This is a genomic window from Silvibacterium bohemicum (assembly GCF_001006305.1).
Taxonomy (GTDB): Bacteria; Acidobacteriota; Terriglobia; order Terriglobales; family Acidobacteriaceae; genus Silvibacterium; species Silvibacterium bohemicum.
Genome location: NZ_LBHJ01000003.1, coordinates 305327 through 328804, shown reverse-complemented (window position 1 = coordinate 328804; position 23478 = coordinate 305327). Strand labels below are relative to the sequence as shown.

Here is a 23478-nt window from a genome sequence, read left to right as displayed (position 1 = left end):
CGCCCTGCCGTCATCTGATAGCTTCAAGTTGAGGGGATCACATGGATCGACCACGTCACTCGGTCAAAGAGCCACCTGCAGGATCCTCTGGCACTCCAAACGATCGCTGAGAACCCGGATGACACGCGAAGAAACTCTGCAACGGTTACAAGTCATTAGGGACAAGGGCAGCAGAGCCCTCCGATTACTTGAGTCGAAACCTCTTACGGACGCCGCGCTGGCTGAAATCCAGAGCCTCGCCCGGTGGCTCAAAGAAGAGCTGCAAACGGAATACAAGCGGACGTTGCCTGAGGGAGTGCAAAAGACAATGACGATGTTTGAGCTCAGCGTCTACTCACCCACAATTGAGGAGACCTGGAAGCATAGTGGCATCAGCCGCCTTAGGATCGACGATATTCCAGATCAACGATGGCAGGAGCCTCTGGAAGCGGTTGTCTATACAGCCGGGAAATATCTACCTTGATTTGGGGTGAAGCCAGCAGTTGAGACTCATCTTCAAATAAAAGTCGAGATTACTTTGCACTGCTTCAGACACGCGTCTGAGCAGGTGAACGCTGGCCACGCTTTTTCGCTCCAGGAACCTTGTGTTGAGCGGCTGCATCTTCCAAGATAGCGTTGATTTCTCCCCCGACCAGAATTGCGATTCCGCTCAGGTAGAACCAAAACATCAGGATGATCAGCGTGCCGAGCGAGCCGTAAAGCAGCCCGAAATGGCTAAAGTGGCGAACGTACACTTTGAACAAGACTGAAACGGCCATCCAGATCACCGCTGCGACGATGCTCCCGGGAAGCAGCCATTTCCATCTCTGTTCCTGCATGTCTGGGGCGAAGCGGTAGAGACCAAGGAGTGTCAGAATAAGCAGGAATGCCGCAGCCGGCCATTGCGCTATCTTCCAGACATCGAGGGCTGCCGAACCGGTCGATGTATGGCGCAGGATTTCGGGTCCATACACGACAATGATCGATACGGCGGTAAGCAGGACGCCCAGGGCTATCGCCAGGACCAGGGCGATCAGACGAGACTTCCACCAGGGCCGGCTTTCTTTGAGCTCATAAATGTCGTTGAGAGTATCGATAAGTCCGGAGGTCGCGGATGAGGAGGACCATAACGCGAAGAGCAGTGAAAACCAGGCTCTCCCACTACCGGCCGTCTGCGCCAGCACCTGCCGCACGAGATTGGATGCAGCAGAAGGCAGAACTTTTCCCACATACTTCATCAGGGCGTGCTGCGATTCCGGGGCAGAGCCGAATATCGAAACCACGCTTGTGACGCACAAGAGCATGGGGAAAAAGCCGAGCAGGAACCAGAACGCCAATTCGGCAGCGCGGTTCGCGACATTGGCTCTGTCTGCGTCCCGCCAGATAGCGCGAATCAGCTCTGGCCAACTCAACCTCGCTAGTTTAAGAATGGCTGTCAACTGTGTTGCTTTCCCTCCTGTTCTCTTCGAATGAATAAGTGGGAGCGGCCCGGCATCCAAACACAGAACTGGATGTGTGATATCCAGCTCCGAGCCGAAGCCGCAGAGACGCTCGCAAGTGCACGTCTACTTCTACATATGGTCCGTAGGAGGAGGCGACGTCACCGGGGCGTCGACACTTCTATCGCTGGTCATTCTTCGCCAAAGAATTCTTAAGGTAGCAATAGCAGGGACTGAGATCAGCGCTCCTACGACTCCCGCGATCTCGCCTCCCGAGAGTACGCCGAATATTTGAACCACGGGAGGGATTTCGAGAGACCTGCCCATGATCCTGGGAGCATTCACGTAGTCCTGCACTACCCGCCATGCGCCGAGGAACAGAAAGAGCCAAACCAGATGCGGATAGCTCGTCAGAATTGCGATGACAAAAACCATGACGGATGCCAGGGCTGGACCAACGACGGGCACAAATTCAAAGAGGCCGGCCAACGGTCCGAGGATGAAGGCGTAGGGTACCCGCATCACGCTTAAGGCGAGAGTGTAGGACATGACGGTGAGGGATGCGAGGATCAATTGCGCACGGATGTAGCTGCCAAGCATGACGTTGATATCGCCAACGATGCCGCCAATCGTTCTCTTCTCCTCAGGAGTACGGCCCAAATCGATTATCCCGTTTGCGATCGATAAGCCGTCCTTGAGAAAGAACAGACTAAGTATGGGGATGAGGATCAGCCACCAAATGTGCTGCACAGGCTCAGCGAGCTTCCCACCCAAAGCCTGAGCGTATCTTAGGATGTCTGGTCGATGAGCTACGAATAGGCTTTGAATCTGAACCTGCCGAACTTCGCTCCAGCCTTGCTTTCGCCCTATCTGGGAAACCAACTGGCCCGAGCCCATTCTGTCTAGTAGAGTGGGCAGACTTGTGGCGAGCGATCTGCCTTCCGCGGCGATTCGTGGTCCTACCAGAAACCCCAGGCCCACGAGCACAGCAATGAGGATGAGGTAAACTGCCGCGATTGCTTTGATCCGTCCACGGAGAGGCGGAACGAGGCGGGCAACGAGTGGCTCGACAAGGTAAGCAAACAAGATCGCAAAAAGAAAGAGTGTAAGGGTTTCCTGAGCTTCATATAGGAAGGCTAGGACCAGAGCAAGGATCAGCGTAGTACAAAGAATTCGCGCGGTTGCTGGGTCCCAAAACTTTGTAAGCATGCTTCATCCGCCCACAACCATCTGATATACGCTGAGACGGATCACCGCAGGTCTTAAGCTCTATTTCGTACTCAACCGCAAGATCCCGAGTTGGGCAGCTTGCGGGTGCATTCGATTCGTCGGGTACTCGAGAGTGTCAGGCAGCGTTGATCCTACAGTCTCGTTTGAACTTGGTGCGCGCAGGTTCCTCGACTCACTGAGCTGGCGTGGTTGGATTGTCCTCTGACCAGTCCCGTCAGCTCGGCCCGAGGCCTGGAGGGTAACTCTAGCAGCGAATCGCTGTCCCTAAATCCGGCCAAGTACAAGCAGCACGACGAGCACGATGAGAACCAAACCTAATCCCCCGCTTGGATAGTAGCCCCAGCCGCGGCTATAGCCCCATCTAGGAAATGCCCCTACCAGGAGCAATAGAACCACGACAATCAAGATAGTTCCTAACATATTGTCCTCCCGAACAGTGAAGACAAGGCGACTTCACTGTTCAGCGCTGGGCAGATTGGTGTCCACACCATAAAGGAGCATCGCACCTGCAGAATTCATTATCTGTTCTGTTTTGCTCATGGTCGGTGGATGGCCTGGAAGGGTAAGACCAAATCGCGAAGAATGCGGAGGCAATCAGAACGATTCGCTCGCGTCACGTTACGAGATTCGGAGGTTGATTGTGGTTTTTCGATGAGATTCGAACGCGGAATCTGGTCAATTTTGTACAGTACGCTCACGAGGTTGCCGTTTAGCATTCAGTTGAAATGGGCGTCGTTCTGGAAGATAGCAACATGGCTGACCTACTTCTCGATAATCCTTCCAGGTCGCGCTCACGTGCGTGACGTACGGATCAGGTCATTTCTGATTCAACCACTGGTTGGGGAAGCGCCATGAATGGGCAGTCTCCTAAATCTTGCTCTACAGCGAAGAGGGTAACGATATGTTGAAGCGTCTTCTGATCTTCTCAGCACTTGTTCTGGTGGTAACCCAAGTCGCGGTCGCCTCCGACCGTGACGACGACGTCGCCCGCACCCAAAAAGCTGCACAGGTCTTCAAAGAGATTATGGATACGCCTGATAAGGGCATTCCGCATGATCTGCTGAACAAGGCGAAGTGCGTTGCCATTATCCCAGGAGACAAGAAGCTGGCCTTCATCTTCGGTGGCAGCTATGGTCGCGGAGTGGCAACCTGCCGCACAGCGCACGGATGGAGCGCCCCGATGTTTGTCGCCATCGACGAGGGAAGCATAGGCTTCCAAATTGGCGGCTCTTCAACGGATATCATCATGCTCTTTATGAATGACCACGCCTTGCATAGCCTTCTGAGCGACAAGTTCAAACTGGGTGGCGACGCTACAGTAGCGGCAGGTCCGGTAGGACGGGACGCCACCGCCGCTACGGATCTAAAGCTGAACGCAGAGATTCTGTCCTATTCGCGTAGCAAAGGTGTGTTCGCTGGAATCAGTTTGGATGGCGCTGTAATGCAGGCGGACAAAAGCGGGGATCAGGCGCTGTATGGAACCAATGTGGATCGGCATCAGATTGTGGACGGTACGATCCATGTCCCAGCTTCGGCACATAGCCTGATACATGAGCTTGACGCATACAGCAGCTAGCGCGGACGGGCGCGCAGTCTTGACGAAAAGAGTCAGACTGCGCACATTGCGTCCCAACGGAAGGAACTTCCCAGTCTCCTGCGGGAAGGTAGACGATGCGAGCGCGTTGCATCGATTCATACCTAATTTGGAATCTCACTGGTTTTGACGGGGAGGAAATTCAGATGAAACCTATGCTTTCCGCCGTTTGCTGCATCGCTCTGTGTTCGATTCCTGCGTTGGCTCAAAAAACAACCGCTGAAAGATCGGCTATGACTGACCAGCGCTTTGTCGATTTCGCCGCACAAACCGACATGGCGGAGGCCAATCTTGGACAGTTGGCGCAAACCGCGGCTTCCTCGCAATCGGTAAAAGATTACGCTCAGTCGCTGGTCACCGATCACACCAACGACTTCCACTAGCTGTACGACGCGGCGCACCATGCCAGCCTGAACGTGCCAAACGCGATCGACACCGAGCACAATCGAACGATAATTGACCCCTTCCAGAAGCTGAAGGGCGTAGCCTTTGATCGCCGTTATATCCGGGAGATGATTGCCGGACACACCAAAGCGATCGTTGTTTACAAGAAGGAAGCGACAGATGCGCAGAATCCGGCTCTGAAATCCTATGCGGGGGCGGCTTTGCCCGTTCTCGAGAAGCATCTTGCCGGTGCGAAAGATCTGGAGAAGGCCAAAGCCCAGTGAAGAGAAGCTAAGACCCATTGACGGCGCTGTGCGGCGCCAGGCAATGGCCTTTGCTCGTATTGAACGTTGCGGGCTTTGGGTGACTCGCTGCCGGATGCATCAGCACTCCGTTCAAATCCATTTCATTCGCAGCAGCCAGACTTTCATCCCTTGCGTCAGGCAAGAGTAGGCAAAAAGCGTTGCCAGCAGGATCGGCCAGTAGAGCCGTGGCAAATGGACCAGGCCAAGCGACGCCGCCACGGGGGAATAAGGCAGCCATGCTCCGAAGGCCATGATGGACAGGGTTGTGATCAACAGCGGCCAGCTCGCACGGCTCTGCAGGAAAGGAATCTTGTTAGTGCGGATAATGTGGATGATCAGCGTCTGGGTCATGATCGACTCGACAAACCAGCCAGTCTGAAACAACGGAGCGCGGGACGGGTCCCAGCACTTGAAGAGATCGAGCATAACGAAGAAGGTCGTGTAGTCGAAGATCGAGCTGATGGGTCCTATGCAGAGAATGAACCGTTTAATTTCCTTGATATTCCAGGGCCTCGGCAGCGCCACCAAGTCCTCGTCGACTAAATCTGTGGGAATTGGCACCTGCGAGAAGTCATAGAGCATGTTGTTGCTCAGAATCTGGATCGGAGTCATGGGTAAGAACGGGAGGAAGGCGCTCGCTCCCAGGACGCTGAACATATTTCCGAAGTTGGAACTGGCGCCCATCCGGATGTACTTTAGGATGTTCGCGAAGACCTTCCGGCCTTCGATGACACCGCCCTCCAGCACCATCAGGTCTTTTTCCAGCAGGATCAGGTCGGCCGATTCTTTGGCGATGTCGGTCGCGGTGTCGACCGAGATGCCGATGTCCGCGACGTGCAATGCGGGAGCGTCGTTGATGCCGTCACCCATGTATCCGACTACATGGCCCTTAGCGCGCAGGCAGCGAATGATCCGCTGCTTATGCGCGGGAGACAGGCGTGCGAAGAGGGTCGTCTTCTCAGCGGCGTCAGCAAGCTCGGTGTCGGACATTTTCTCCAGATCGTCGCCCAGCAGCATCGGGTCGGCGAGCAGTCCCACGTCTCTGCACACCTTACGGCTGATCAGGTCGTTGTCGCCGGTGAGAATTTTCACGCCGACCCCGTGCCTGTGCAGCGCCTGGATGGCGGTTGCCGCGGTAGGTTTCGGCGGGTCGAGAAACGCAACATACCCCTTCAGCACGAGATCGCGTTCGTCATCCCTGGAGCAAGCCTGTTTTCCGGGCAGCTCCTTCATCGCGACCGCCAGGACCCGGAATCCGTCGTTGCTCAGACTCGCATATTCGCCGCTTAGCCCTTTCATCAGGGCGTCGTCCATAGGTGACAGCTTCCCATCCAGTTCGAACTGGGAGCACTGGCGGAAGATCTCCTCCGGCGCGCCCTTGGTCAGCAGGACCGCCTTGCCCTCGGGATTTTCGACGAGCACGGACATCATGCGGCGGGTAAAGTCGAAAGGAATCTCATCGAGCTTCTTGTATTTCTCGACCAGGGATTGCTCATGAAAGTCCGAACTGTGCAGGATGGCCGTGTCGAGCAGGTTCTTGAGCCCCGTCTGAAAATGGCTAATAAGGTATCCGTCGAGCAGTACCTCATCTGTCTCGCGTCCGGCGACATTGCAGTGGCGCTGCAGCACCACCCGGTCCTCGGTGAGCGTGCCGGTCTTATCGGTGCACAGCAAGTCCATGGCACCGAAGTTCTGGATGGAATTGAGGCGCTTGACAATCACCTTCTTGCGGCTCATGGCAATCGCGCCCTTGGCGAGGCAAACCGAGACGATCATAGGCAACATCTCCGGAGTAAGCCCTACCGCCACGGCCAGTGAAAAGAAAAAGGCGCTCTTCCAATCGTGTTTGGTGAATCCGTTGATAAGGAAGACAAGAGGCACCATGACGGCCATGAGCTGGATCATGAGCCGGGTGAAGCCGTTAATACCCTTGTCAAAACTGGTCGGCGGCGCGTCCCCGGTAATCGAGTCGGCCATGCTCCCGAGGTAGGTGTTGACTCCCGTGGCGACCACGACTGCGGTCGCCGTCCCGCTTTCAACGCTCGTGCCCATGAAGCAGGTGTTTTTGAGTTCCGTCGGCGAGTTCGCCGGTTTGGGATCGGCATCGTGGAATTTCTCCACGGGAAGCGACTCTCCCGTCAGCGTTCCCTGGCTAACGAATAGGTCCTTTGCGGAAAGCACCCGCACATCGCCCGGAATCATGTCGCCGGCAGATAGATGAATGATGTCTCCAGGAACCAGGTCGCATAGGGGAAGCTCGCGGGCGTTTCCATCGCGAACCACGGTAGCTGTCACGTGGATCATGGCCTTCAGCTTGGCCGCAGCTGAGTCGGCGCGCGCCTCCTGGAAGAAGCGCAACGCTGCGCTGAGAACCACCATTCCGGCCATGACGCTACCGGCGCGGGGATCGCCGGTGGCAAAGGAAATCGAGGAAAGTGCAGCGAGCAGGATCACCAGAGGATTGCGGAGGATGACCAGTAGGCGGAGAAACCAGCCGCGCCTTCGCTCCTGCGCGACTACATTCGGCCCCGTCTTCCGCGCCCGGTCCTCGGCCTCTGCCTGTGTCAGACCTTCGCGGGTGGTGCGCAGAGAACGAAGCAGCTCATCGCCGTCCTTCCCTGCTGCATCGATGACAGCCGAGGACACCCGGATGTTATGGTCCTTCGCTTTTGGCACAGGCGGAGACTTACCCGGGGGCGGAAGAGCCGCCGGAGTGCCAGCGGCCTTAGGGCTACTGTCTTTAGCCAAAGCCAACGCAGCGTCTGTGATGTCGGCCGGTTTCATCCTCAGGCACTCCGATGTTCGCTGGTTCGAGGATGGATTCCGCAGCATACAAGCGGAGCACGAGTGTCCCACGCGGTGACAATGGAAGTGTTGCTTCCGATTTCCTAGCAGTATCCGCTCGCCTGCATGAGAAAACTGAGCCATTTTGCTCAGTACAGGCAAGCTCTTCTGCAGCGCACGTAAGTTGCCGCATGGTTCCCTGCTTCCCTGTTTATTTTTCTAAAGGGTAGCCGGAATCAACTCCCCCGTTTGTTCCCTCGTTGAGAGTCTTAATGAACCGTTCTGGTTGGCGTCTTCAAATCAACACAAGCGCGTCGGTCCTAATCCCTGCCGGCAGGCATCACCTGGCGCTTAGCGCGCTCGCGATAATGCTTGTAGGCTCGGGATTCCGGCATTGCGGGCTGTAGGGAAAAGTCGCTGCTGCGATATCATGCTCCGATCTTAACTCTTATGGACGACCTCGAACGAGACCTGGCCTGCACCGTCGACTGAAGCCTGTATTGCCGCTCTGGAGCTCCGAGCCGATCACGCTGTGCGCACTCTTCTCGGGTTCGGCGCGGCTTACTCCCGAAGTGAAAGTGCTGCTGGATGTTCTGGGCGAATATATTGGAACGGATCGCGATCCGCGACTCAAGCAACTGTGCGCCAAGGGACTCTTCACGGACGCGAAGTTGATGGCAACATCTGGGCCCGAGTGATCTTGTCAGCGTGATAGGTCCGTCTGCGGAGAATATCGGTGCGGCACGTCGTGTGTGCGACACCCTCTCGTCGCACGCATCTCCTTGACAGTAAGAGGCATCCTATATTTAATTACTGCATTAGTTAATTTAAGGATGAAGACTGATGTCCAAAAAGTCGCTCGGAAATCCTGGCCGTCCGGCAGCGAGTCTCGACCGCGATGCACGTGACCTGCTGTTGGCGGCAGCGACGGAGTTGTTTGCCGAGCATGGCGTTGCAGCGACAACGTTTGCCATGATCGCCAAGCGAGCTGGGCTTACGCCTGCCATGCTGCACTACTATTTTACGAACCGCGAGCAACTGCTGGACGTCGTCGTCGAGGAGCGACTTGCTCCTCTTATTGCTTCGGTGTGGACGCCAGTCGAAGTCGGCGCGGATCCTAAAGAATTAATTCTCGGAGTCGTGGAGCGCATGCTCGCGGGCATCGAACAGATGCCCTGGGTCCCATCGACCTGGATGAGAGAGGTATTGAACGAGGGCGGCCTTCTGCGAACCAGGATGTTACGTCATCTGCCATTTGAGAAGGTAAAGATCCTCGGCGAGGCCGTAGCGCGTGGTCAGGCCAGCAAGACGGTCAATCCGAATCTCGACTCCGGTCTGATTGGCTTTTCTGTTATCGGGCTCGTGATGCTGCACATGGCCACCTTGAGTTTCTCTGCACAGGTCTTTGCGCGCAAAGCACCGGCTGCGGATTCAATGAGCCGCCATATTACGGGCCTGCTGCTCGATGGTCTGAGACCGCCGTCGCCCGCTCGATCACGCAAGACACGCGGTAACAAAAACAAATAGACGGAGGAGACCATGCACGTTCGCTGGACACTTGGAAGCTCCACAAGGCTTGGCCTCGTTGCTGCAGCTGCATTGGTCGTAGCCGGGTGTTCGCGCGGGCACGTGAAGAGTTATCAGGGCTATATCGAGGGAAGATTCGTCTACGTTGCTTCGCCCGAGGGCGGCAGGCTCGACCATCTTTCGGTCACGCGCGGCCAGACGGTCGAAGCGGGGCATCCGCTGTTTGAACTCGATAAGAACCCTGAAGCGGCTGAGATGCGCGAGGCTGAACATCAGCTGCGGGCCTCTCAAGCCCGGCTGACGGACCTGCAAACAGGAAAGCGACCTGCGGAGGTCGATGTCACTCGGGCGCAGCTCGCACAGGCGATCGCTGCAAAGAGACAGGCTGACCAAATTCTGGCGAGCGATCAGGCTCAGTATCATGCCGGAGGCATCCCGCAAACGGACCTCATCAATGCGCAGGCTACAGCGAAATCGAGCGCGGCGAAGGTGCGAGAACTGGAAGCCTCTCTCGCTGTGGACGCGCTTCCTGCGCGCGCGCAGCAGATCAAAGCGCAGCAGGGCCAGGTTGCAGCCGATCGTGCTTCTCTGGCGGATACCTTGTGGAAGCTGCAACAAAAATCAATCGCCTCCCCGCGGCGAGGATTGGTATTCGACACGCTGTATCGCGAGGGCGAGTGGGTCGCAGCTGGAAATCCTGTTGTCGAACTTCTGCCACCCGAAGATATGGAGATTCGTTTCTTTGTGCCCGAACCGGTTATGGGGAAGCTGCGTGTGGGACAAAGCATTCGTGTGAACTGCGACGGTTGTTCCGCCAACATTCGCGCGACAATCAACTTCATCTCGCCTCAAAACGAGTACACCCCTCCCGTCATCTATAGCAACGAAAGCCGGTCGAAGCTCGTGTTTATGGTGATTGCGAGACCATCCGTCCAGGAAGCAGTTGACTTGCATCCCGGCCAGCCTGTGGAGGTCACACTTCCATGACTGATGTTTCCAACCTGGAGTACACCGTCGATGTGCAGGGCCTGAACAAGCACTTCGGCAACAAGCACGTGGTCAGGGACCTATCGCTGCGCGTGAGGCGAGGCGAGATCTTCGGCTTTCTCGGGCCGAACGGCAGCGGCAAGACCACAACGATCCGCATGATGTGCGGGCTGCTGAAGCCCGACTCGGGAACGGGAACGTGCCTCGGATATGACATCCTCCGCGACAGCGCAGAGATCAAGCGGCGCGTGGGCTATATGACGCAGAAGTTCTCCTTCTGGGAGGACCTCACCATCACGGAGAACCTGGACTTTGTCGCACGCATGTACGAGATTCCGTCTCGGAGGCAAGCTGTGCGGGAGTCTCTGGAAGGCCTCGGACTAACGGCTCGTGCTGCGCAACTCGCCGGCGATCTATCCGGAGGTTGGAAGCAGCGCATGGCCCTGGCGGCCTGCATGCTTCACAAACCAGATCTGCTGCTGCTCGACGAGCCGACAGCGGGTGTCGATCCTCGAGCCAGACGCGACTTCTGGGATGAGATTCAGAGTCTCGCGGCGAAAGGTATCTCGGTCCTGGTGAGCACGCACTATATGGACGAGGCGGTGCGCTGCCATAAGCTGGCTTATATCGCCTCTGGAACACTGCTGGTGCAGGGGTCTGCCGCTGAGGTCATTGCAGGGCAACACCTCAGCACCTGGGCGATCCACGGAAACCGTCTCTCCGAGCTGCAGCAAACGCTGCGACAGCAACCCGGAGTCGCGCAGACGGTCACCTTCGGAGATGTTCTGCATGTGAGTGGGACAGACGCCAACCAACTGCAGCGCATCGTGGAGTCCGCCGTCGGCTCCAGCGGCAGACGTGCCGAGCCGATCGATACCAGCCTCGAAGACGTGTTCATTTATCTGATGGGTCGCAGGGAGGAGCAATCCGGAGGACAGCCATGAAGCAGCGTCACGGCTTTTCGATAGCGCGCTGGTGGAGCCTTGTTCTGAAGGAGTTCACGCAGCTCAGGCGCGACCGCCTTACCTTCGCGATGATTGCAGGCATACCGATCCTCCAGACGGCTCTGTTCGGCTACGCCATCAACACCAACCCCAAACACCTTGACACTGCGATCATCAGCGCCGACGACACCAATATCACTCGAAGCATCATTGCGGCGATGCAGAATTCCTCGTACTTCAAAGTTGTCGGAGAGCTACCCAACGAAGCGGCAGCTCGCGAGGCGTTGGCTCGCGGGCGACTGCTCTTTGTGGTCAGTATTCCGGCGGGATTCACACGGCAGCTGTTACGACATGAACGTCCATCCCTGTTGATAGAAGCAGATGCCACCGACCCCACAGCGACAGGAAGCGCATTGGCCGCGGTGAACGGCATTGTGCAGTCGGTAGTGCAGAGGGAGATTGCAGGGCCACTCGCCATGCTCCAGGGCGGCCCTGCGCCGTTTGAGGTGAACGTACACCAGCTCTACAACCCGGAGAGTATTACGCAGTACAACGTCGTCCCGGGAGTGATGGGTATGGTGCTCACACTCACGATGGTGATGATGACGGGACTTGCCATCACGCGCGAACGCGAGCGCGGCACCATGGAAAACCTGCTCGCCATGCCAGCTACACCGATGGAGGTGATGACAGGGAAACTGATTCCCTACATCGGCATCGGCCTGATTCAGGCATCCATCATTCTGCTGGCTGCGCGATTCATCTTCCACATTCCCTTCCTTGGGAATATCGGAGCCGTGTATCTTTCGACGCTGCTGTTCATTGCAGCTAACCTGACGGTCGGCATTACTTTCTCGTCGTTGGCCCGGAATCAGCTCCAGGCAGTGCAGCTCGCTATCTTTTACTTTCTCCCCAACATTCTGCTCTCGGGATTCATGTTTCCGTTCAAAGGGATGCCGACTTGGGCGCAGATGATCGGAAATCTATTGCCGCTCACCTATTTCAACCGCCTCATTCGCGGCATTCTGCTCAAGGCAAATGGGTGGGCGGATTCCTGGCCGAATGTGTGGCCGATGATGGTCTTCACGGTGGCGTTGATGGCTGTGGCAGTGGCGACGTATCGCAGAACGCTGGATTGAGGATTGCCGACTATGCATAGATTGATGAGATCGATCAAGTCGAATGGGGGCGCCGCAGCAGCGGTTGCACTCGTTCTGGGACTAACCGCAGGATGCACCGTCGGTCCGCACTATCATGCACCTGCGCCGCCGACGATTGCTTCCTACACACCGCAACCCCAACCGAACGAAACAGTGAGCAGCACCGGCCCCGCAGGAAGTGTCCAGCACTTGAATCCATCGGCTGAGGTTCCAGCGCAATGGTGGTCTCTGTTCCAGTCGCCGGACCTCAACAGTATGGTCAACGAGGCGTTGCAAAATAGCCCCACGCTGGCGCAGGCTACAGCCCGGCTCAAGCAGGCCCAGGAGGAACTCAGCGCTCGCACCGGCGCGACGAAGTACCCCTCCGTGACTGGCAACGCCTCGGCCCAGGAGGAACAACTCAATCTTGCAGCCTATGGTATCCCTCTTCAGAATCCATCACCCTTCCTTTTGCTGAACGGATCGGTGGCTGTCTCCTATGCGCTGGACCTCTTCGGCGCCAACCGCCACCTCATCGAAGGCCTGCGCGCAGAGCGGGAGTATCAGCAATGGCAACTGGAAGGAGCACGCCTGATGCTCGCCGGCAACGTGGTATCGGCGGCCATCCGCCAGGCAGAGCTGCAAGAGCAGATAGAGATCACTCGGCAGATGCTCGCGGCGCAGCAACAGGAACTGAGAATTACCCAGCAGCGGTATCACGCAGGCGGAGTCTCAGATTATGACCTTCGCAGTCAGAGAACATCTGTGGCGCAGATCGAGGCCACCCTCCCACCGCTCGAACAGCAAAGGGACGCCGTTCATGATCAGCTCGCGCTGCTCATGGGGAAGTCTCCTGCCGAGGCTCACATCCCGAGTATTTCGCTGGCAAGCCTGCACCTTCCTGAGCAACTGCCGGTCAGCCTTCCCTCCTCGCTGGTCAGGCAACGTCCGGACATTCGTGCCACCGAGGCACTCCTTCATCAGGCCAGCGCGAACGTCGGGGTTGCGACGGCGAATCAGTATCCTCAAATCGTCTTGTCAGGAAGCGGGGGCGCTATCGGAACCAACTTCACCGCCGGAGGCGATATCTGGAATGTCGGCTCGGCCCTGACACAACCCATCTTCAACGGCGGGTCCTTGCGGGCGGAAAAGCGCAAGGCTCAGGCAGCCTACGACGAAGCGGATGCCGAATACCGGCAGACCGTGGTGGAGGCTTTCCGGCAAGTAGCGGACGCCCTCTATGCCGTTCAGCACGATGCTGAGACATTACAAGCGCGAGCCGAAGCCGCCAGCGAGGCTCAGGCGGCGTATCACATCGCGTCCCAGCGCTACGCGGCTGGAGGCATCAGTCACCTGAACCTGCTCGATGCGCAGCGCCAGCAGTTGCAGACTGCCCTGGATCGCACGAACTCAGCCGCCAGTCGCTATGCGGATTCAGCGACGCTGCTCCAGGCACTCGGAGGTGGCTGGTGGAATCAGCCCTACACAGTAACGCCGGTCGCGAAACCAGCCGCCAAATCTCCAGCCATGTCACCCTCGCACTCTTCTGGCTCGTCATTTGAATAACCCACCGGTTTTACTCAGCATAAATCGGCTGTATCTCGATAATCATTGTCTGAATGAATACATCGGTGATTTAGCGCCAGCCCAGAGCCGGAGCGACAGTCGTCAGAATTGCCTCCATGACATGTGCATTGTAGGCAACGCCTAGTTGGTTCGGGACGGTTAACAATAGCGTATCCGCCTCGGCAATCGCCTCGTCCTTCCGGAGCTGCTCGATCAAGACATAGGGTTCAGCAGCGTAACTACGGCCAAAGATCGCCCGTGTGGATCCGTCAATGTAGCCGACCTTGTCGTCTTCCTGCCTCCCTCGTCCGAAATAAGCACGGTCACGTTCGTCGATCAGCGCGAAGATACTACGGCTGACGGAAACGCGGGGTGTGCGAGCGTGGCCAGACTCCTTCCAGGCCGCGCGAAAGGCGCTAATCTGGGCCGCTTGTTGGATGTGGAACGGCTCACCGGTCTCGTCGAATTTGAGAGTTGAGCTTTGCAGATTCATTCCGCGCCTGGCGGCCCAGACAGCCGTCTCATTGGAGGCCGCTCCCCACCAGATTCGATCACGCAGTCCTTCGGAAAATGGCTCAAGACGAAGCAGTCCTGGCGGATTGGGAAACATCGGGCGTGGATTCGGCCGAGCGAAGCCCTTGCCGCGAAGCAGTTCGAGAAACTCTTCTGCGTGCCGCCGGCCCATGCCTGCATCGTCCTCGTCTTTCGCCGGACGATGGCCAAAGTAGCGCCAACCATCGATGACCTGCTCGGGAGAACCGCGGCTGATTCCCAACTGCAGCCGTCCGCCAGCGATGAGATCCGCAGCACCAACGTCTTCCGCCATATAGTGAGGGTTCTCATACCGCATGTCGATCACTGCGGTCCCAATCTCAATCTTTTTTGTCCTGGCACCGACTGCGGCGAGCAGCGGGAACGGGGATGCCAGCTGCCGGGCGAAGTGATGGACACGGAAGTAGGCTCCGTCCATTCCCAGGCGCTCGGCCTCCACGGCGAGGTCAATGGACTGCAGGAGTGCGTCAGCCGCCGACTGCGTTTGGGATTGCGGCGATGGGGTCCAATGGCCGAAGGAGAGGAAACCAATTTTCTTCATGCAAGATAAGTCTACTTTCCAGATCCATCGTGGGCTTGGCCGTCGCAAAGGGATGGGTACAGCGGAACAGACTTTGGGTCACGAAAAATGTCACTTTGTGATCTTGAGCAACCAATAAGGACTCTGATGGAATGGGATGACTTCTGAGGATCGGTAGGGCGGTTGTTAGTGTTCCCCGATTCGTTCCCTCGTGTTTTCGGGGGATAGACTGTAAATACCTGTTTCTAAGAGATATGAGGGCCGTGCTTATGGTCGGAAATATTGGGTTACGAGCCCAAAGACCGCGTTCGCATTCGTGAAGTTGAATCCGTTTTTCAGGCACTTCGTCGCGCAGACCTGCTCGCTCCTCCGCCTAACCCAAACAGTCTTGTCACCAGGCGCCATTTGGTTCCGTGACCCTCTGGGTACTTGCGGCGGTAGACGCGATCACTTCAGTCCAGGGCCGATAAAAAATAGAAAAGCCACAACGACGACGGCCGCCGCGACAGCCCACGCAGCGCTCCAGCTGAGATAGACACTCGGTGCCGGTGCGCTCACCGCCATCCCGCGCTGCATATCGGGCAGCCACAACATACCCAGACCGCCGCCGAAGGATGATGCCGCTGCCAGCCCAATCGCGGTGCCATGCCCCATAGTTCGGTTCAAGGCGCCAGCGCAGCACGCAAAAGCGCCGGCCGTGACATACGGAATCCAGACGAGGCGGAACAGGCGCCTGCTTCCGTCATCGAGTCCAGCAAATCGCTTAAATTCTAACGCCGTTGCTCGCATTGACAGGAAGTAGACCACTACACCGAACAAAATTAGCACGCCGCGCCACACGATGTGTGCATGGAGGCCAGAGATGATTACGGCGGCATCTCCGAAATCGGTCACACCACTGAATGCGACATAGCCGGAGGAGACGAGCAGATTGAAAACCATATACAGCCAGAAAAAGTAGCGTAGCCTGGCGGCGCCCGGGGACAGCCGGTGCAACACCAACCACACCAGTAGGCCGGCACCAAATTGCACCGCCGGACCCGCCGCCTCAATTCCAGGCGGATGAACGCTGCACCCATCAGCCCAGCCGGTGAGCATGACGTTATGGCCACCCAGGGCGAGACAATATCCGCCGTGTCCCAGCGCTTCATGCGTCATCATTGAAGCGGCATAGGCGAGGATCCCCAACGCGCCAAGCATCATTGCATTGTCTCGAGGGGAAGGCTGTGTCGATTGCTGATTTTCAGGTGCCATTTGCTGGGTCTACCCCTATGACCATGAACAACATGAGCAGGAGTTTACCTCTCAGACGCCCTTTAGGTTATGAACCCGATTAGCACGCGGGACATAACTCATTCAAACTGAAACCAGTATTCCTGAGAGGACAGGATTGGAGTGATTTCAAAATCGATCAAATCGTCCCAACAGCTTGTCCACGCATTGAGCCTTTCTGCATCAACAGGTTCCATGATGTGAAAGCAACGTGCATTTTGTGCGTCGATCCGTGGTAGACGATATCTTCGGGCATCATTCAGCCATCACGGACGAAACGCTCACGAATCGGCTCGGGGTCGCCATCCTTGAAGTGTTCAACAATCATGAAGAGCGTAAGGATCTATAACAGTTGGTCTCTCGCTTTTCACGCATGATAACGTCCTTTATCATACGTTCGCGATAGCAGATGTTCTTTGGATTCAAACTGACCCATTACCCACTTTCTACGCCTGGATACCGCTGTTGTATTCAAGTGAGCCGAGTCTGTAACGTGCGAACGATCTCTACGGAACACTTCGCATGGCGAGCGACGGATTCTGCCACACTTCCGAGCAGAAAACGCAGGACGCCTCTCTGCCCATGCGAACCAATGACGATCAGATCGGCGCGCCATCGCTCCGCGTAATTGATGATGCCCTCTCTGATGTCACCTAGCTCGACCGCAGTGTCGGCCTTAAATCCGGCGCTCTGCAACCCTTTCGCAATTCGCTCGACCAACGCGTGAGCTGGCTTTCTCTGGCCCTCCAACTCGGGCGCGTAGCCTGGGTCCATCTGAAGGGGAGTCGGCCCAACTGGCTCCAACACATGCAAGACCAGGATCTCCGTGTTCTCCGTCCGAAACTGGGCGACAATAGCCCGCAATATATCTCCGGCGACCTTTGACTCGTCAACTCCCACTAAGATTCTCATGATCCCTCTTACTTAAGACGCAACAAGGTAGATACGGCGAAGCGAAAGGATCCTGGTAGGCGGGCGTCTACGCGGCCGTCATCCGATTCACGGAATACTCTGTCCCTTCGTCATCGACAGGATGGCTCATAGTGTCGAAGCTCTGTGGGACCGGGAAAGATTTCAGATCGTGGTACGGGCGCACGTTGCGTCTCTAGAACCGCTTCAGCAGCAGATTCCGTTGCCTCTCCAAAACAGCCGTTCGCAGGCAGGCCATTGCATCTCTAAGGCTACGCTTCTAGACAGTGAGAAGCTCTTCCATTTGTTCGGAATTGTCGGTTCCGCCGCCAGGTTATGAGCTGGGGCTGCTCTTCAGCAGTTGGTCGTACCATTGGGGGGCTACTTCCGTGTTCGTGTCGGATCTGAGTAGACAGACCGTGGAACAGGGACGAGTTGCGCTCAGTCATGCAGAATCACATTGAGCAGCGATTTATGCACCCGGATACCGCCGTTATATTCAATGAAGCCGAGGCTGCGGAAGCGGTTCATGAAGAAGCTGACTCGGGACCGAGTGGTTCCGATGATTTCCGCCAGCGCTTCCTGTGTGATCTTCGGAATCAATCTTTCCGATTCTCCGGGCCTGCCAAACTCCGCCATCAACAGGAGCACTCGCGCCAAGCGCTTTTCGCTGGAGTTGAAAAGCTGATCGACAAGATCGGCCTGGGTTCGCATGCTGCGGGCCAACAGAAACTTCAGAAACAGATCGGAGAAGGTATGCTCCTCGTGCAGCACGCGCAGCACTTCCTGCCTGGTGATCTTGAGCGCCACACACGCGGTAATCGCGGTGGCCGTTGCTAATCGCAACCCGACCACTCCCGCAACCGACTCCTCTCCAACGAAGTCGCCGGCAAAGAGGAGCGCGATCGTGGCCTCTTTCCCGCCTTGCGAAACCACAGTCAGTTTTGCGCGGCCCTTTTGCAGATAGAAGACGGAGTCTGCCAAACTTCCCTGCGAAAAGAAGGCCTCCTTCGGCTTCAATCGGACGATCCTTCGCCCGAGGCCTGCGCTCGTCAGAAACGTGGTGGCATCAAATGTGGTCTTCTTCAGTTCAACCATTTGGAGGTAGCTTCCCCGAAGGCGGCCTCGTCCAGGAGAAGCTCAAAAGGATACGAGACGGCATCCGAATCTAAGAAAAAGAGGAATCCTTTTGATAGCGGAAGTCTCTGCTTTAAGCACCTGCTTGAGAAACAGAGTCAATCTGCATGTGTAGATCGCAGGCGCACATCTTCTGTGGTCTGTTTCTTTCTTTGTAGATCGTGATTCTCAAATGAAGGCTTGGGAACAGACCTCCAGCAAAACCTCGCTTTAGTGATTTCGATGTGAAGTATGCTTCACATCACAGTCTCATCCTACGGCCATCCTTGATGGTATGGCAACCGACATCTGCGTATGGGTGGGAGGACGGATCCGTAAACTGCGCCTGAAGCGCGGTTGGACTCAGCAGATCCTCGCCGATCACGCCGAACTTGCCCGGGAACACATTTCAGCTATAGAAACCGGGCGGGCAGAGCCAGGACTTCGGGCTCTGGAGCGAATCGCCGACGCTCTTGAAATATCTCTAAAAGAACTGATTGGCCGCTAGCCAGTCCCGAAATCAAGTTCTATGTGACACCCTAATTGTTTAGGGTCTCTGAGTGGCACTCAAGGCGATCCACTTCCCTGGATGGATGAGCAAAACTGTACAACTTTTACAGCTCCGCAGCACGATACTGTCTGCGAGCGTCACCATAACTACTTTGTGACGTCAGCGATGCAGCTTTGTGCGGTTTCATCTCGCAAGTGCCAGCAACTCATCAAAGCTGCCAGTGCTAGCGGTGCTTGCCGCGAGCGGCACTAGAAGGACGCACCTGAGCGGGCAAAGCCTTTGATTTGTCTGCCGCGGCGATGGGCGTCGGTGGCAAGAGTCCCATCCATGGGTGCCGCACAGTGTCGAAGATTTGAGAGACAACATCTGAATCGAGAGATCGCGAATGGCCGTAATGATGCAGGCGTTTTATTGGGACGCTCCGGTTAAAGAGAACAAGCGCGGGGAGTGGTGGAACTTCCTCGCGGAGAAAGTACCTCAACTGGCAGCATCCGGAATCAATTCCATGTGGCTGCCGCCTTTCAGCAAAGCTACAAACCCTGCCTCAAATGGCTACGATCCATACGATTATTTCGATCTGGGCGACTTCGATCAAAAGGACTCCGTAAAGACGCTATACGGCAATCGTGCGGAACTCGAGAAACTGATCCAGGTGATGCGGGAACACAAGATCGGTGCGATCGCCGACATGGTGATCAACCATTGCTCGGGGGCCGATGAGGAAGAGACTAACCCACTCGACGGGAAGAAGCGATGGACGAAGTTCACGCCGAAAAGCGGGAAGTTTCCTCGCGACTGGAACTGCTTTCATCCGAGCCGATATGAACGCGTCATGATCGAGGGCGAGAAGTTCGCGGGATTTCCGCACTTGTGTCATCGCAACCCACGCGTGTATGAGGCGATGTTCGAGTACGCGCGCCTTGCCATCGAGGAACTAGACTTCGACGGTCTCCGGTTCGATTTTGTGAAGGGCTTCGGGGCGTGGATGATCGGACTGCTCGCGAAGTATCAGTACCAGAAGAAAGACGGCCGTGAATTCACCCCGTTCGTGGTGGGAGAGTATTGGTCCGGACCTCAGGCTATCGACGGTTGGCTCGATGAAGTGCGGGCGGTCACGGATGATCAGATCGCCGCGTTCGATTTTCCGTTGCGCTACAAACTCAAGGACGTTTGCGACACGCCGAATTACGATCTGCGCCGGCTCACCGATGGCCAATCGGTTTCCGCCGGCCGGCCGTTTAATGCGGTCACGTTTACCGAAAACCACGACATGGGCGGCAATGAAGTTATGAACGACAAGATGCTTGGGTATTCGTTCATTCTGACGGGTGACGGATATCCGTGCGTCTTCTGGTGGGACTACTTCAATTGCGAACTCGCACGGCCTCGTACACCGAATGGAATCGACGCACTGATCGACGTGCATCATCGCTACGCGGGCGGCGAGTCCACGATCCTGCATGCCGATCCCGATCTGTACATCATGCAGCGTCATGGGACAGAAGCACAGAGTGGTCTGGTCTATGTGCTCAACAACCTTGGAAATCAGTGGAGCGGCACCTCGGTAAAGACGAAATGGAGCAAACAGAAGTTCAAGCCGGTGGCCTGGGATGGTCATGATACGGCTCATCCAGATGAGCGTACGACTGACGACAAGGGAAATGCGGAGTTTCCCGCGCCACCGAGAGGATACTGCGTCTATGCTCCCATTTCGGAGCAGTAGTCGATCGAAGTTGGGTGAATACGTGTTCGGCGGCGTCACCGAATGACCAGTTTCGCGTTCGTGGATTGCATCCCTGAGCAAAACTGAACAGCTTTCACATCTCCGCAGTCGAATACTGGCTGCTAGCACTGCCACCTATGGTCGACAGGGATGCCGCTTGCATCGCTTCATCTTCCGAAGGTCAGCGCTTCGCCGACGCCACTGGCTCCAAAGGCTAAGTTCGCAGTCGTCATCTAAAACGCATCGAGAGGACAAGGCCATGAGCGACACCACCCTGGAAGAGTCGCTCCCCGAGCATCCAGTTGAAGACAAAACGGGTCTTCATGCCCAGACGGTGAGTCTTGGAATCAATTGGATTTTTGCAATTACCATCGTGGGCTTCCATCTTGGCGCGATCGCTGCTTTGTTTTACTTTCGATGGTCTGCACTGGTTGTCTTTCTCGTTGTGTGGATTTTGGCACAGAATGTCGGGATAGCCATGGGCTACCACCGCCTGTTGACTCACCGTGGATACTCGACTCCGAAGTGGTTGGAGTATTTGATCGCCACCTGCGGCACGCTTGCTCTCCAGGGAGGACCGATCTACTGGGTCGCTGTCCATCGCATGCATCACAGATACACCGATAAGAGTGGGGACCCGCACTCACCGCGCGACGGCAAGTGGTGGTCCCACCTGGGATGGATTCTGAATGGCTCGCTCCGGAATGAAACGGAGGCTCTCAGGCAGTATGCTCCGGATCTCGCCCGAGAGCGTTACTACCGTTGGTTAAATCGATATCACTGGGTTCCACTGACTGCAGTTGGGGTTGCCCTGTTTGCGCTCGGAGGGTGGTCCTGGCTCCTATGGGGTGCCGTTCTACCTGTAACGATCGGTTTTCACGTCACCTGGATGGTCAATTCCGTGACTCACCTTTGGGGCTCACGGCGTTTCTCTACCAGCGACGACTCGCGCAACAATCTGTGGGTGGCCTTGCTGACCGGTGGCGAGGGATGGCACAACAACCATCATGCCTACCCGGTTTCGGCCCGTCACGGGCTCGCCTGGTACGAGGTTGATGTCAACTATTACGGTATCCATCTTCTTGAGAGCGTCGGCCTTGCGAGACATGTCAAGACTGTCAGTCTGAAATCCACGATTGATGCGATAAGTAAAGTCCCAAAGGATGACACGAGTGTAATTTCGATGGATGAGACCCTTGCAGGGCGCGGTTATGCAAACGCTGGTCGCGAATAATGGATCCTCATCCGTCAGGTTTTCGATGTATCGCTGCGCAAAGGCCATCTTGCGCGGCCGCTTTTGAGAGCCTGGTGCCCGAATCTTGATTTGCATCTTGGAGAGATACTGCGATCACGCCACATTTGTTCCGGCAGCAGCCGCTTCAGTTGTTCTTCCCGGCGGGTGGGCAACGGGGAACGGCAGATCAATCTTCTTTTCACGGAACACCCGGAAGATTTCCATGAGCAAATCGCTCTTTAGCATAACGGTGCGTTCGGTCATGGTGATCGTCGAAACGCGCAAGCTGATGTTGACGCTGTGATCGCCAAACCCAGTAACAAGTACGACAGGCGAGGGATCTGACAGAACATGCTCACTGTGTTTTGCAATATCCAGCAGCACAGAGCGCACCACATCGAGATCGCTGTCGTAAGAAACTCCAACGGGGATGGTGAATCGCACGGTCCGGTCGCTCGCCGTCCAGTTTGCTACCCGGTTGTTGATGAGTTGGGAGTTCGGCACGATGATTACTTCGTTGTCGAACGTCCGCACCCATGTGCCGCGTGCGCCGATCCGGATTACTTCGCCATGGGAGACCGTCAACTCGGCGGAACCGCCGATGTTGCCTATATCGATGAAATCTCCCAGTTTGATCGGCCCTTCCCACAGAATCACGATGCCCGCTACGAAATTAGCCACAATGTTCTGCAACCCGAATCCTATACCAACGCCGAGCGCGCCACCCACTACCAGAAGGCTGCTTAGATTCAAGCCTGCCGTGTCCAGACCAATCACCAGGCCGAGCACGAAAATGATATAGCCCGACACACGCACAAACGCATATTGATGTCCACGGTCCATCGACGTGTGAGTCAGGACTTTCCTGGCAAGGAAGCTGCGAAACAACCGCGAAAAGAGCGACAGGGCGATCAAGAACACGATGCACTTGACGAGAAACAGAGGCGTCAGCGGCACCTTCCCGAGGGTGAAAAGGGGCCATTGCAAAAACCGGCGCACGTCGCTGTTCAGCATGCCGACGAGGGATGTGGATATCGGCCGCCGCAAAAGTCCCCAGCCCACCAATCCCGCGACTACCGCGCTTCCCAAAAGGATAAGCCGATTTTCGAGACTCATTTTCATCTGAGTGACTCCTTTCAAGCCGACGACCGCACTCTGGCTGTCCCACGAGCCACGGAGTCCGGCTATGGCGCAGAAGCCACGATGACTCCAACCAGTATGTTTGGCCACGCACATGGCAGCCTGTACAAAATGGAACAGCTATAGGTTTTGGCCAAGCCTAGATTGGGGTTGCATTGAAGGGATATGCCGTCCGAGCGTTCGTGCGAATGAATGCCTCGGAACCGGAACTTCCACTTTAGATGCCTCGGAGGTACAAGCGATGACCGCAACGTGCACCAAACATGAGGAGCATTCGCACGTCCACGGCCCGAACTGTGGCCATTTGGCTGTAAAGCACGAGGGCCATACGGACTATCTCCACGACGGCCACTTGCATCACGTCCACGGGAGTCACGTCGACGAACACAAGCTGTCAACGAGTGCCACAAATCAGGACAAGTGCACGCCGGAGCATAGCTGTGGCGCACATGAGGTAAATCACGTTCACGGTCCAAAGTGTGGTCATGAGCGTGTGCCGCACGGAGATCATGTGGATTATCTGGTGAGGGGCCACCTGCATCATCCCCACGGGAAGCACTGCGACGACCACGGCAAGCTGGAAGCGGCGGCATAAAACTCTACCGTGATGAAATCACGATCGC

Annotated in this window: 22 protein-coding genes and 1 pseudogene; 13 read left to right on the top strand and 10 right to left on the bottom strand. The window is 56.4% G+C overall.

The annotated features are described in order from the left end of the window. Window positions 1–118 precede the first annotated feature (118 nt). A complete protein-coding gene (locus tag XX99_RS07020; RefSeq protein WP_050058670.1) occupies window positions 119–463 on the top strand; it encodes a hypothetical protein in 345 nt (114 codons plus the stop codon). A gap of 64 nt (window positions 464–527) precedes the next feature. Here the strand turns inward: XX99_RS07020 and XX99_RS07015 are convergent, their stop codons facing one another. The 3 genes from XX99_RS07015 to XX99_RS26590 all read right to left on the bottom strand — a co-directional run bounded on the left by XX99_RS07015 (window position 528) and on the right by XX99_RS26590 (window position 3068). Further along, window positions 528–1418: a YihY/virulence factor BrkB family protein gene (locus tag XX99_RS07015; RefSeq protein ID WP_050058669.1), complete on the bottom strand. Its 891-nt coding sequence runs from the start codon at window positions 1416–1418 to the stop codon at window positions 528–530. A gap of 132 nt (window positions 1419–1550) precedes the next feature. Further along, the gene (locus tag XX99_RS07010) at window positions 1551–2627 is read right to left on the bottom strand and encodes an AI-2E family transporter (RefSeq protein WP_050058668.1); all 1077 of its coding nucleotides are present in this window, start codon (window positions 2625–2627) and stop codon (window positions 1551–1553) included. 285 nt (window positions 2628–2912) lie between these two features. Then, window positions 2913–3068, bottom strand: a complete 156-nt coding sequence (locus XX99_RS26590; protein WP_082125330.1) for a DUF3309 family protein — start codon at window positions 3066–3068, stop codon at window positions 2913–2915. 481 nt (window positions 3069–3549) lie between these two features. On the opposite strand from XX99_RS26590, the gene XX99_RS07005 reads away from it, so the two are divergent. Both XX99_RS07005 and XX99_RS27980 read left to right on the top strand, forming a co-directional pair. Continuing rightward, the gene (locus XX99_RS07005) at window positions 3550–4224 is read left to right on the top strand and encodes a lipid-binding SYLF domain-containing protein (RefSeq protein ID WP_050059317.1); all 675 of its coding nucleotides are present in this window, start codon (window positions 3550–3552) and stop codon (window positions 4222–4224) included. A gap of 95 nt (window positions 4225–4319) precedes the next feature. Further along, window positions 4320–4910: pseudogene (locus XX99_RS27980) on the top strand (DUF4142 domain-containing protein). Between the two features lie 111 nt (window positions 4911–5021). Here the strand turns inward: XX99_RS27980 and mgtA are convergent. Further along, window positions 5022–7715, bottom strand: a complete 2694-nt coding sequence (mgtA, locus tag XX99_RS06995) for a magnesium-translocating P-type ATPase (protein ID WP_082125327.1) — start codon at window positions 7713–7715, stop codon at window positions 5022–5024. A 500-nt stretch (window positions 7716–8215) separates the two neighbouring features. Between mgtA and XX99_RS06990 the strand changes: the two genes are divergently transcribed. The 6 genes from XX99_RS06990 to XX99_RS06965 all read left to right on the top strand — a co-directional run bounded on the left by XX99_RS06990 (window position 8216) and on the right by XX99_RS06965 (window position 13878). Continuing rightward, a complete protein-coding gene (locus XX99_RS06990; RefSeq protein WP_050058666.1) occupies window positions 8216–8413 on the top strand; it encodes a hypothetical protein in 198 nt (65 codons plus the stop codon). Window positions 8414–8558: 145 nt separating this feature from the next. Next, window positions 8559–9242, top strand: a complete 684-nt coding sequence (locus tag XX99_RS06985) for a TetR/AcrR family transcriptional regulator (protein WP_050058665.1) — start codon at window positions 8559–8561, stop codon at window positions 9240–9242. 12 nt (window positions 9243–9254) lie between these two features. Then, window positions 9255–10229, top strand: a complete 975-nt coding sequence (locus XX99_RS06980; protein WP_050058664.1) for an HlyD family secretion protein — start codon at window positions 9255–9257, stop codon at window positions 10227–10229. Beyond that, a complete protein-coding gene (locus XX99_RS06975) occupies window positions 10226–11173 on the top strand; it encodes an ABC transporter ATP-binding protein (RefSeq protein ID WP_050058663.1) in 948 nt (315 codons plus the stop codon). Before XX99_RS06980 ends, XX99_RS06975 begins: the two co-directional genes overlap by 4 nt. Beyond that, a complete protein-coding gene (locus tag XX99_RS06970) occupies window positions 11170–12312 on the top strand; it encodes an ABC transporter permease (protein WP_050058662.1) in 1143 nt (380 codons plus the stop codon). Before XX99_RS06975 ends, XX99_RS06970 begins: the two co-directional genes overlap by 4 nt. 12 nt (window positions 12313–12324) lie before the next feature. Next, window positions 12325–13878 (top strand): efflux transporter outer membrane subunit, encoded by a 1554-nt coding sequence (locus XX99_RS06965; RefSeq protein WP_231581183.1) that lies wholly within the window; start codon window positions 12325–12327, stop codon window positions 13876–13878. A 70-nt stretch (window positions 13879–13948) separates the two neighbouring features. On the opposite strand, the gene XX99_RS06960 is transcribed toward XX99_RS06965, so the two are convergent. From XX99_RS06960 to XX99_RS06940, 5 genes are all read right to left on the bottom strand, one after another. Next, window positions 13949–14971, bottom strand: a complete 1023-nt coding sequence (locus tag XX99_RS06960; RefSeq protein ID WP_050058661.1) for an LLM class flavin-dependent oxidoreductase — start codon at window positions 14969–14971, stop codon at window positions 13949–13951. A gap of 426 nt (window positions 14972–15397) precedes the next feature. Beyond that, a complete protein-coding gene (locus XX99_RS06955) occupies window positions 15398–16204 on the bottom strand; it encodes a hypothetical protein (protein WP_156185834.1) in 807 nt (268 codons plus the stop codon). Between the two features lie 98 nt (window positions 16205–16302). After that, a complete protein-coding gene (locus XX99_RS28555; RefSeq protein WP_408021477.1) occupies window positions 16303–16452 on the bottom strand; it encodes a DUF3303 domain-containing protein in 150 nt (49 codons plus the stop codon). Between the two features lie 241 nt (window positions 16453–16693). Continuing rightward, the gene (locus XX99_RS06950; protein ID WP_082125324.1) at window positions 16694–17134 is read right to left on the bottom strand and encodes a universal stress protein; all 441 of its coding nucleotides are present in this window, start codon (window positions 17132–17134) and stop codon (window positions 16694–16696) included. Window positions 17135–17572: 438 nt separating this feature from the next. Beyond that, a complete protein-coding gene (locus XX99_RS06940; RefSeq protein WP_050058657.1) occupies window positions 17573–18229 on the bottom strand; it encodes a Crp/Fnr family transcriptional regulator in 657 nt (218 codons plus the stop codon). A gap of 313 nt (window positions 18230–18542) precedes the next feature. Here XX99_RS06940 and XX99_RS26575 point away from each other — a divergent pair, with 313 nt between their 5' ends. From XX99_RS26575 to XX99_RS06930, 3 genes are all read left to right on the top strand, one after another. After that, the gene (locus XX99_RS26575) at window positions 18543–18755 is read left to right on the top strand and encodes a helix-turn-helix domain-containing protein (protein WP_082125323.1); all 213 of its coding nucleotides are present in this window, start codon (window positions 18543–18545) and stop codon (window positions 18753–18755) included. Between the two features lie 388 nt (window positions 18756–19143). Continuing rightward, a complete protein-coding gene (locus XX99_RS06935; RefSeq protein WP_050058656.1) occupies window positions 19144–20481 on the top strand; it encodes an alpha-amylase domain-containing protein in 1338 nt (445 codons plus the stop codon). Window positions 20482–20740: 259 nt separating this feature from the next. After that, window positions 20741–21715 (top strand): acyl-CoA desaturase, encoded by a 975-nt coding sequence (locus XX99_RS06930; protein ID WP_082125322.1) that lies wholly within the window; start codon window positions 20741–20743, stop codon window positions 21713–21715. Window positions 21716–21829: 114 nt separating this feature from the next. On the opposite strand, the gene XX99_RS06925 is transcribed toward XX99_RS06930, so the two are convergent. Beyond that, window positions 21830–22837: a mechanosensitive ion channel family protein gene (locus tag XX99_RS06925; protein WP_050058655.1), complete on the bottom strand. Its 1008-nt coding sequence runs from the start codon at window positions 22835–22837 to the stop codon at window positions 21830–21832. 259 nt (window positions 22838–23096) lie between these two features. Between XX99_RS06925 and XX99_RS26570 the strand changes: the two genes are divergently transcribed. Further along, window positions 23097–23450, top strand: a complete 354-nt coding sequence (locus tag XX99_RS26570; RefSeq protein ID WP_082125320.1) for a hypothetical protein — start codon at window positions 23097–23099, stop codon at window positions 23448–23450. Window positions 23451–23478 lie beyond the last annotated feature (28 nt).

Coding starts and splice junctions, on each gene's coding strand:
- XX99_RS07020 (WP_050058670.1), top strand. CDS start 119: ATGACACGCGAAGAAACTCTGCAACGGTTACAAGTCATTAGGGACAAG.
- XX99_RS07010 (WP_050058668.1), bottom strand. CDS start 2,627: ATGCTTACAAAGTTTTGGGACCCAGCAACCGCGCGAATTCTTTGTACT.
- XX99_RS26590 (WP_082125330.1), bottom strand. CDS start 3,068: ATGTTAGGAACTATCTTGATTGTCGTGGTTCTATTGCTCCTGGTAGGG.
- XX99_RS07005 (WP_050059317.1), top strand. CDS start 3,550: ATGTTGAAGCGTCTTCTGATCTTCTCAGCACTTGTTCTGGTGGTAACC.
- mgtA (WP_082125327.1), bottom strand. CDS start 7,715: ATGAAACCGGCCGACATCACAGACGCTGCGTTGGCTTTGGCTAAAGAC.
- XX99_RS06985 (WP_050058665.1), top strand. CDS start 8,559: ATGTCCAAAAAGTCGCTCGGAAATCCTGGCCGTCCGGCAGCGAGTCTC.
- XX99_RS06980 (WP_050058664.1), top strand. CDS start 9,255: ATGCACGTTCGCTGGACACTTGGAAGCTCCACAAGGCTTGGCCTCGTT.
- XX99_RS06975 (WP_050058663.1), top strand. CDS start 10,226: ATGACTGATGTTTCCAACCTGGAGTACACCGTCGATGTGCAGGGCCTG.
- XX99_RS06970 (WP_050058662.1), top strand. CDS start 11,170: ATGAAGCAGCGTCACGGCTTTTCGATAGCGCGCTGGTGGAGCCTTGTT.
- XX99_RS06965 (WP_231581183.1), top strand. CDS start 12,325: ATGCATAGATTGATGAGATCGATCAAGTCGAATGGGGGCGCCGCAGCA.
- XX99_RS06960 (WP_050058661.1), bottom strand. CDS start 14,971: ATGAAGAAAATTGGTTTCCTCTCCTTCGGCCATTGGACCCCATCGCCG.
- XX99_RS06955 (WP_156185834.1), bottom strand. CDS start 16,204: ATGGCACCTGAAAATCAGCAATCGACACAGCCTTCCCCTCGAGACAAT.
- XX99_RS06950 (WP_082125324.1), bottom strand. CDS start 17,134: ATGAGAATCTTAGTGGGAGTTGACGAGTCAAAGGTCGCCGGAGATATA.
- XX99_RS06940 (WP_050058657.1), bottom strand. CDS start 18,229: ATGGTTGAACTGAAGAAGACCACATTTGATGCCACCACGTTTCTGACG.
- XX99_RS26575 (WP_082125323.1), top strand. CDS start 18,543: ATGGCAACCGACATCTGCGTATGGGTGGGAGGACGGATCCGTAAACTG.
- XX99_RS06935 (WP_050058656.1), top strand. CDS start 19,144: ATGGCCGTAATGATGCAGGCGTTTTATTGGGACGCTCCGGTTAAAGAG.
- XX99_RS06930 (WP_082125322.1), top strand. CDS start 20,741: ATGAGCGACACCACCCTGGAAGAGTCGCTCCCCGAGCATCCAGTTGAA.
- XX99_RS06925 (WP_050058655.1), bottom strand. CDS start 22,837: ATGAAAATGAGTCTCGAAAATCGGCTTATCCTTTTGGGAAGCGCGGTA.
- XX99_RS26570 (WP_082125320.1), top strand. CDS start 23,097: ATGACCGCAACGTGCACCAAACATGAGGAGCATTCGCACGTCCACGGC.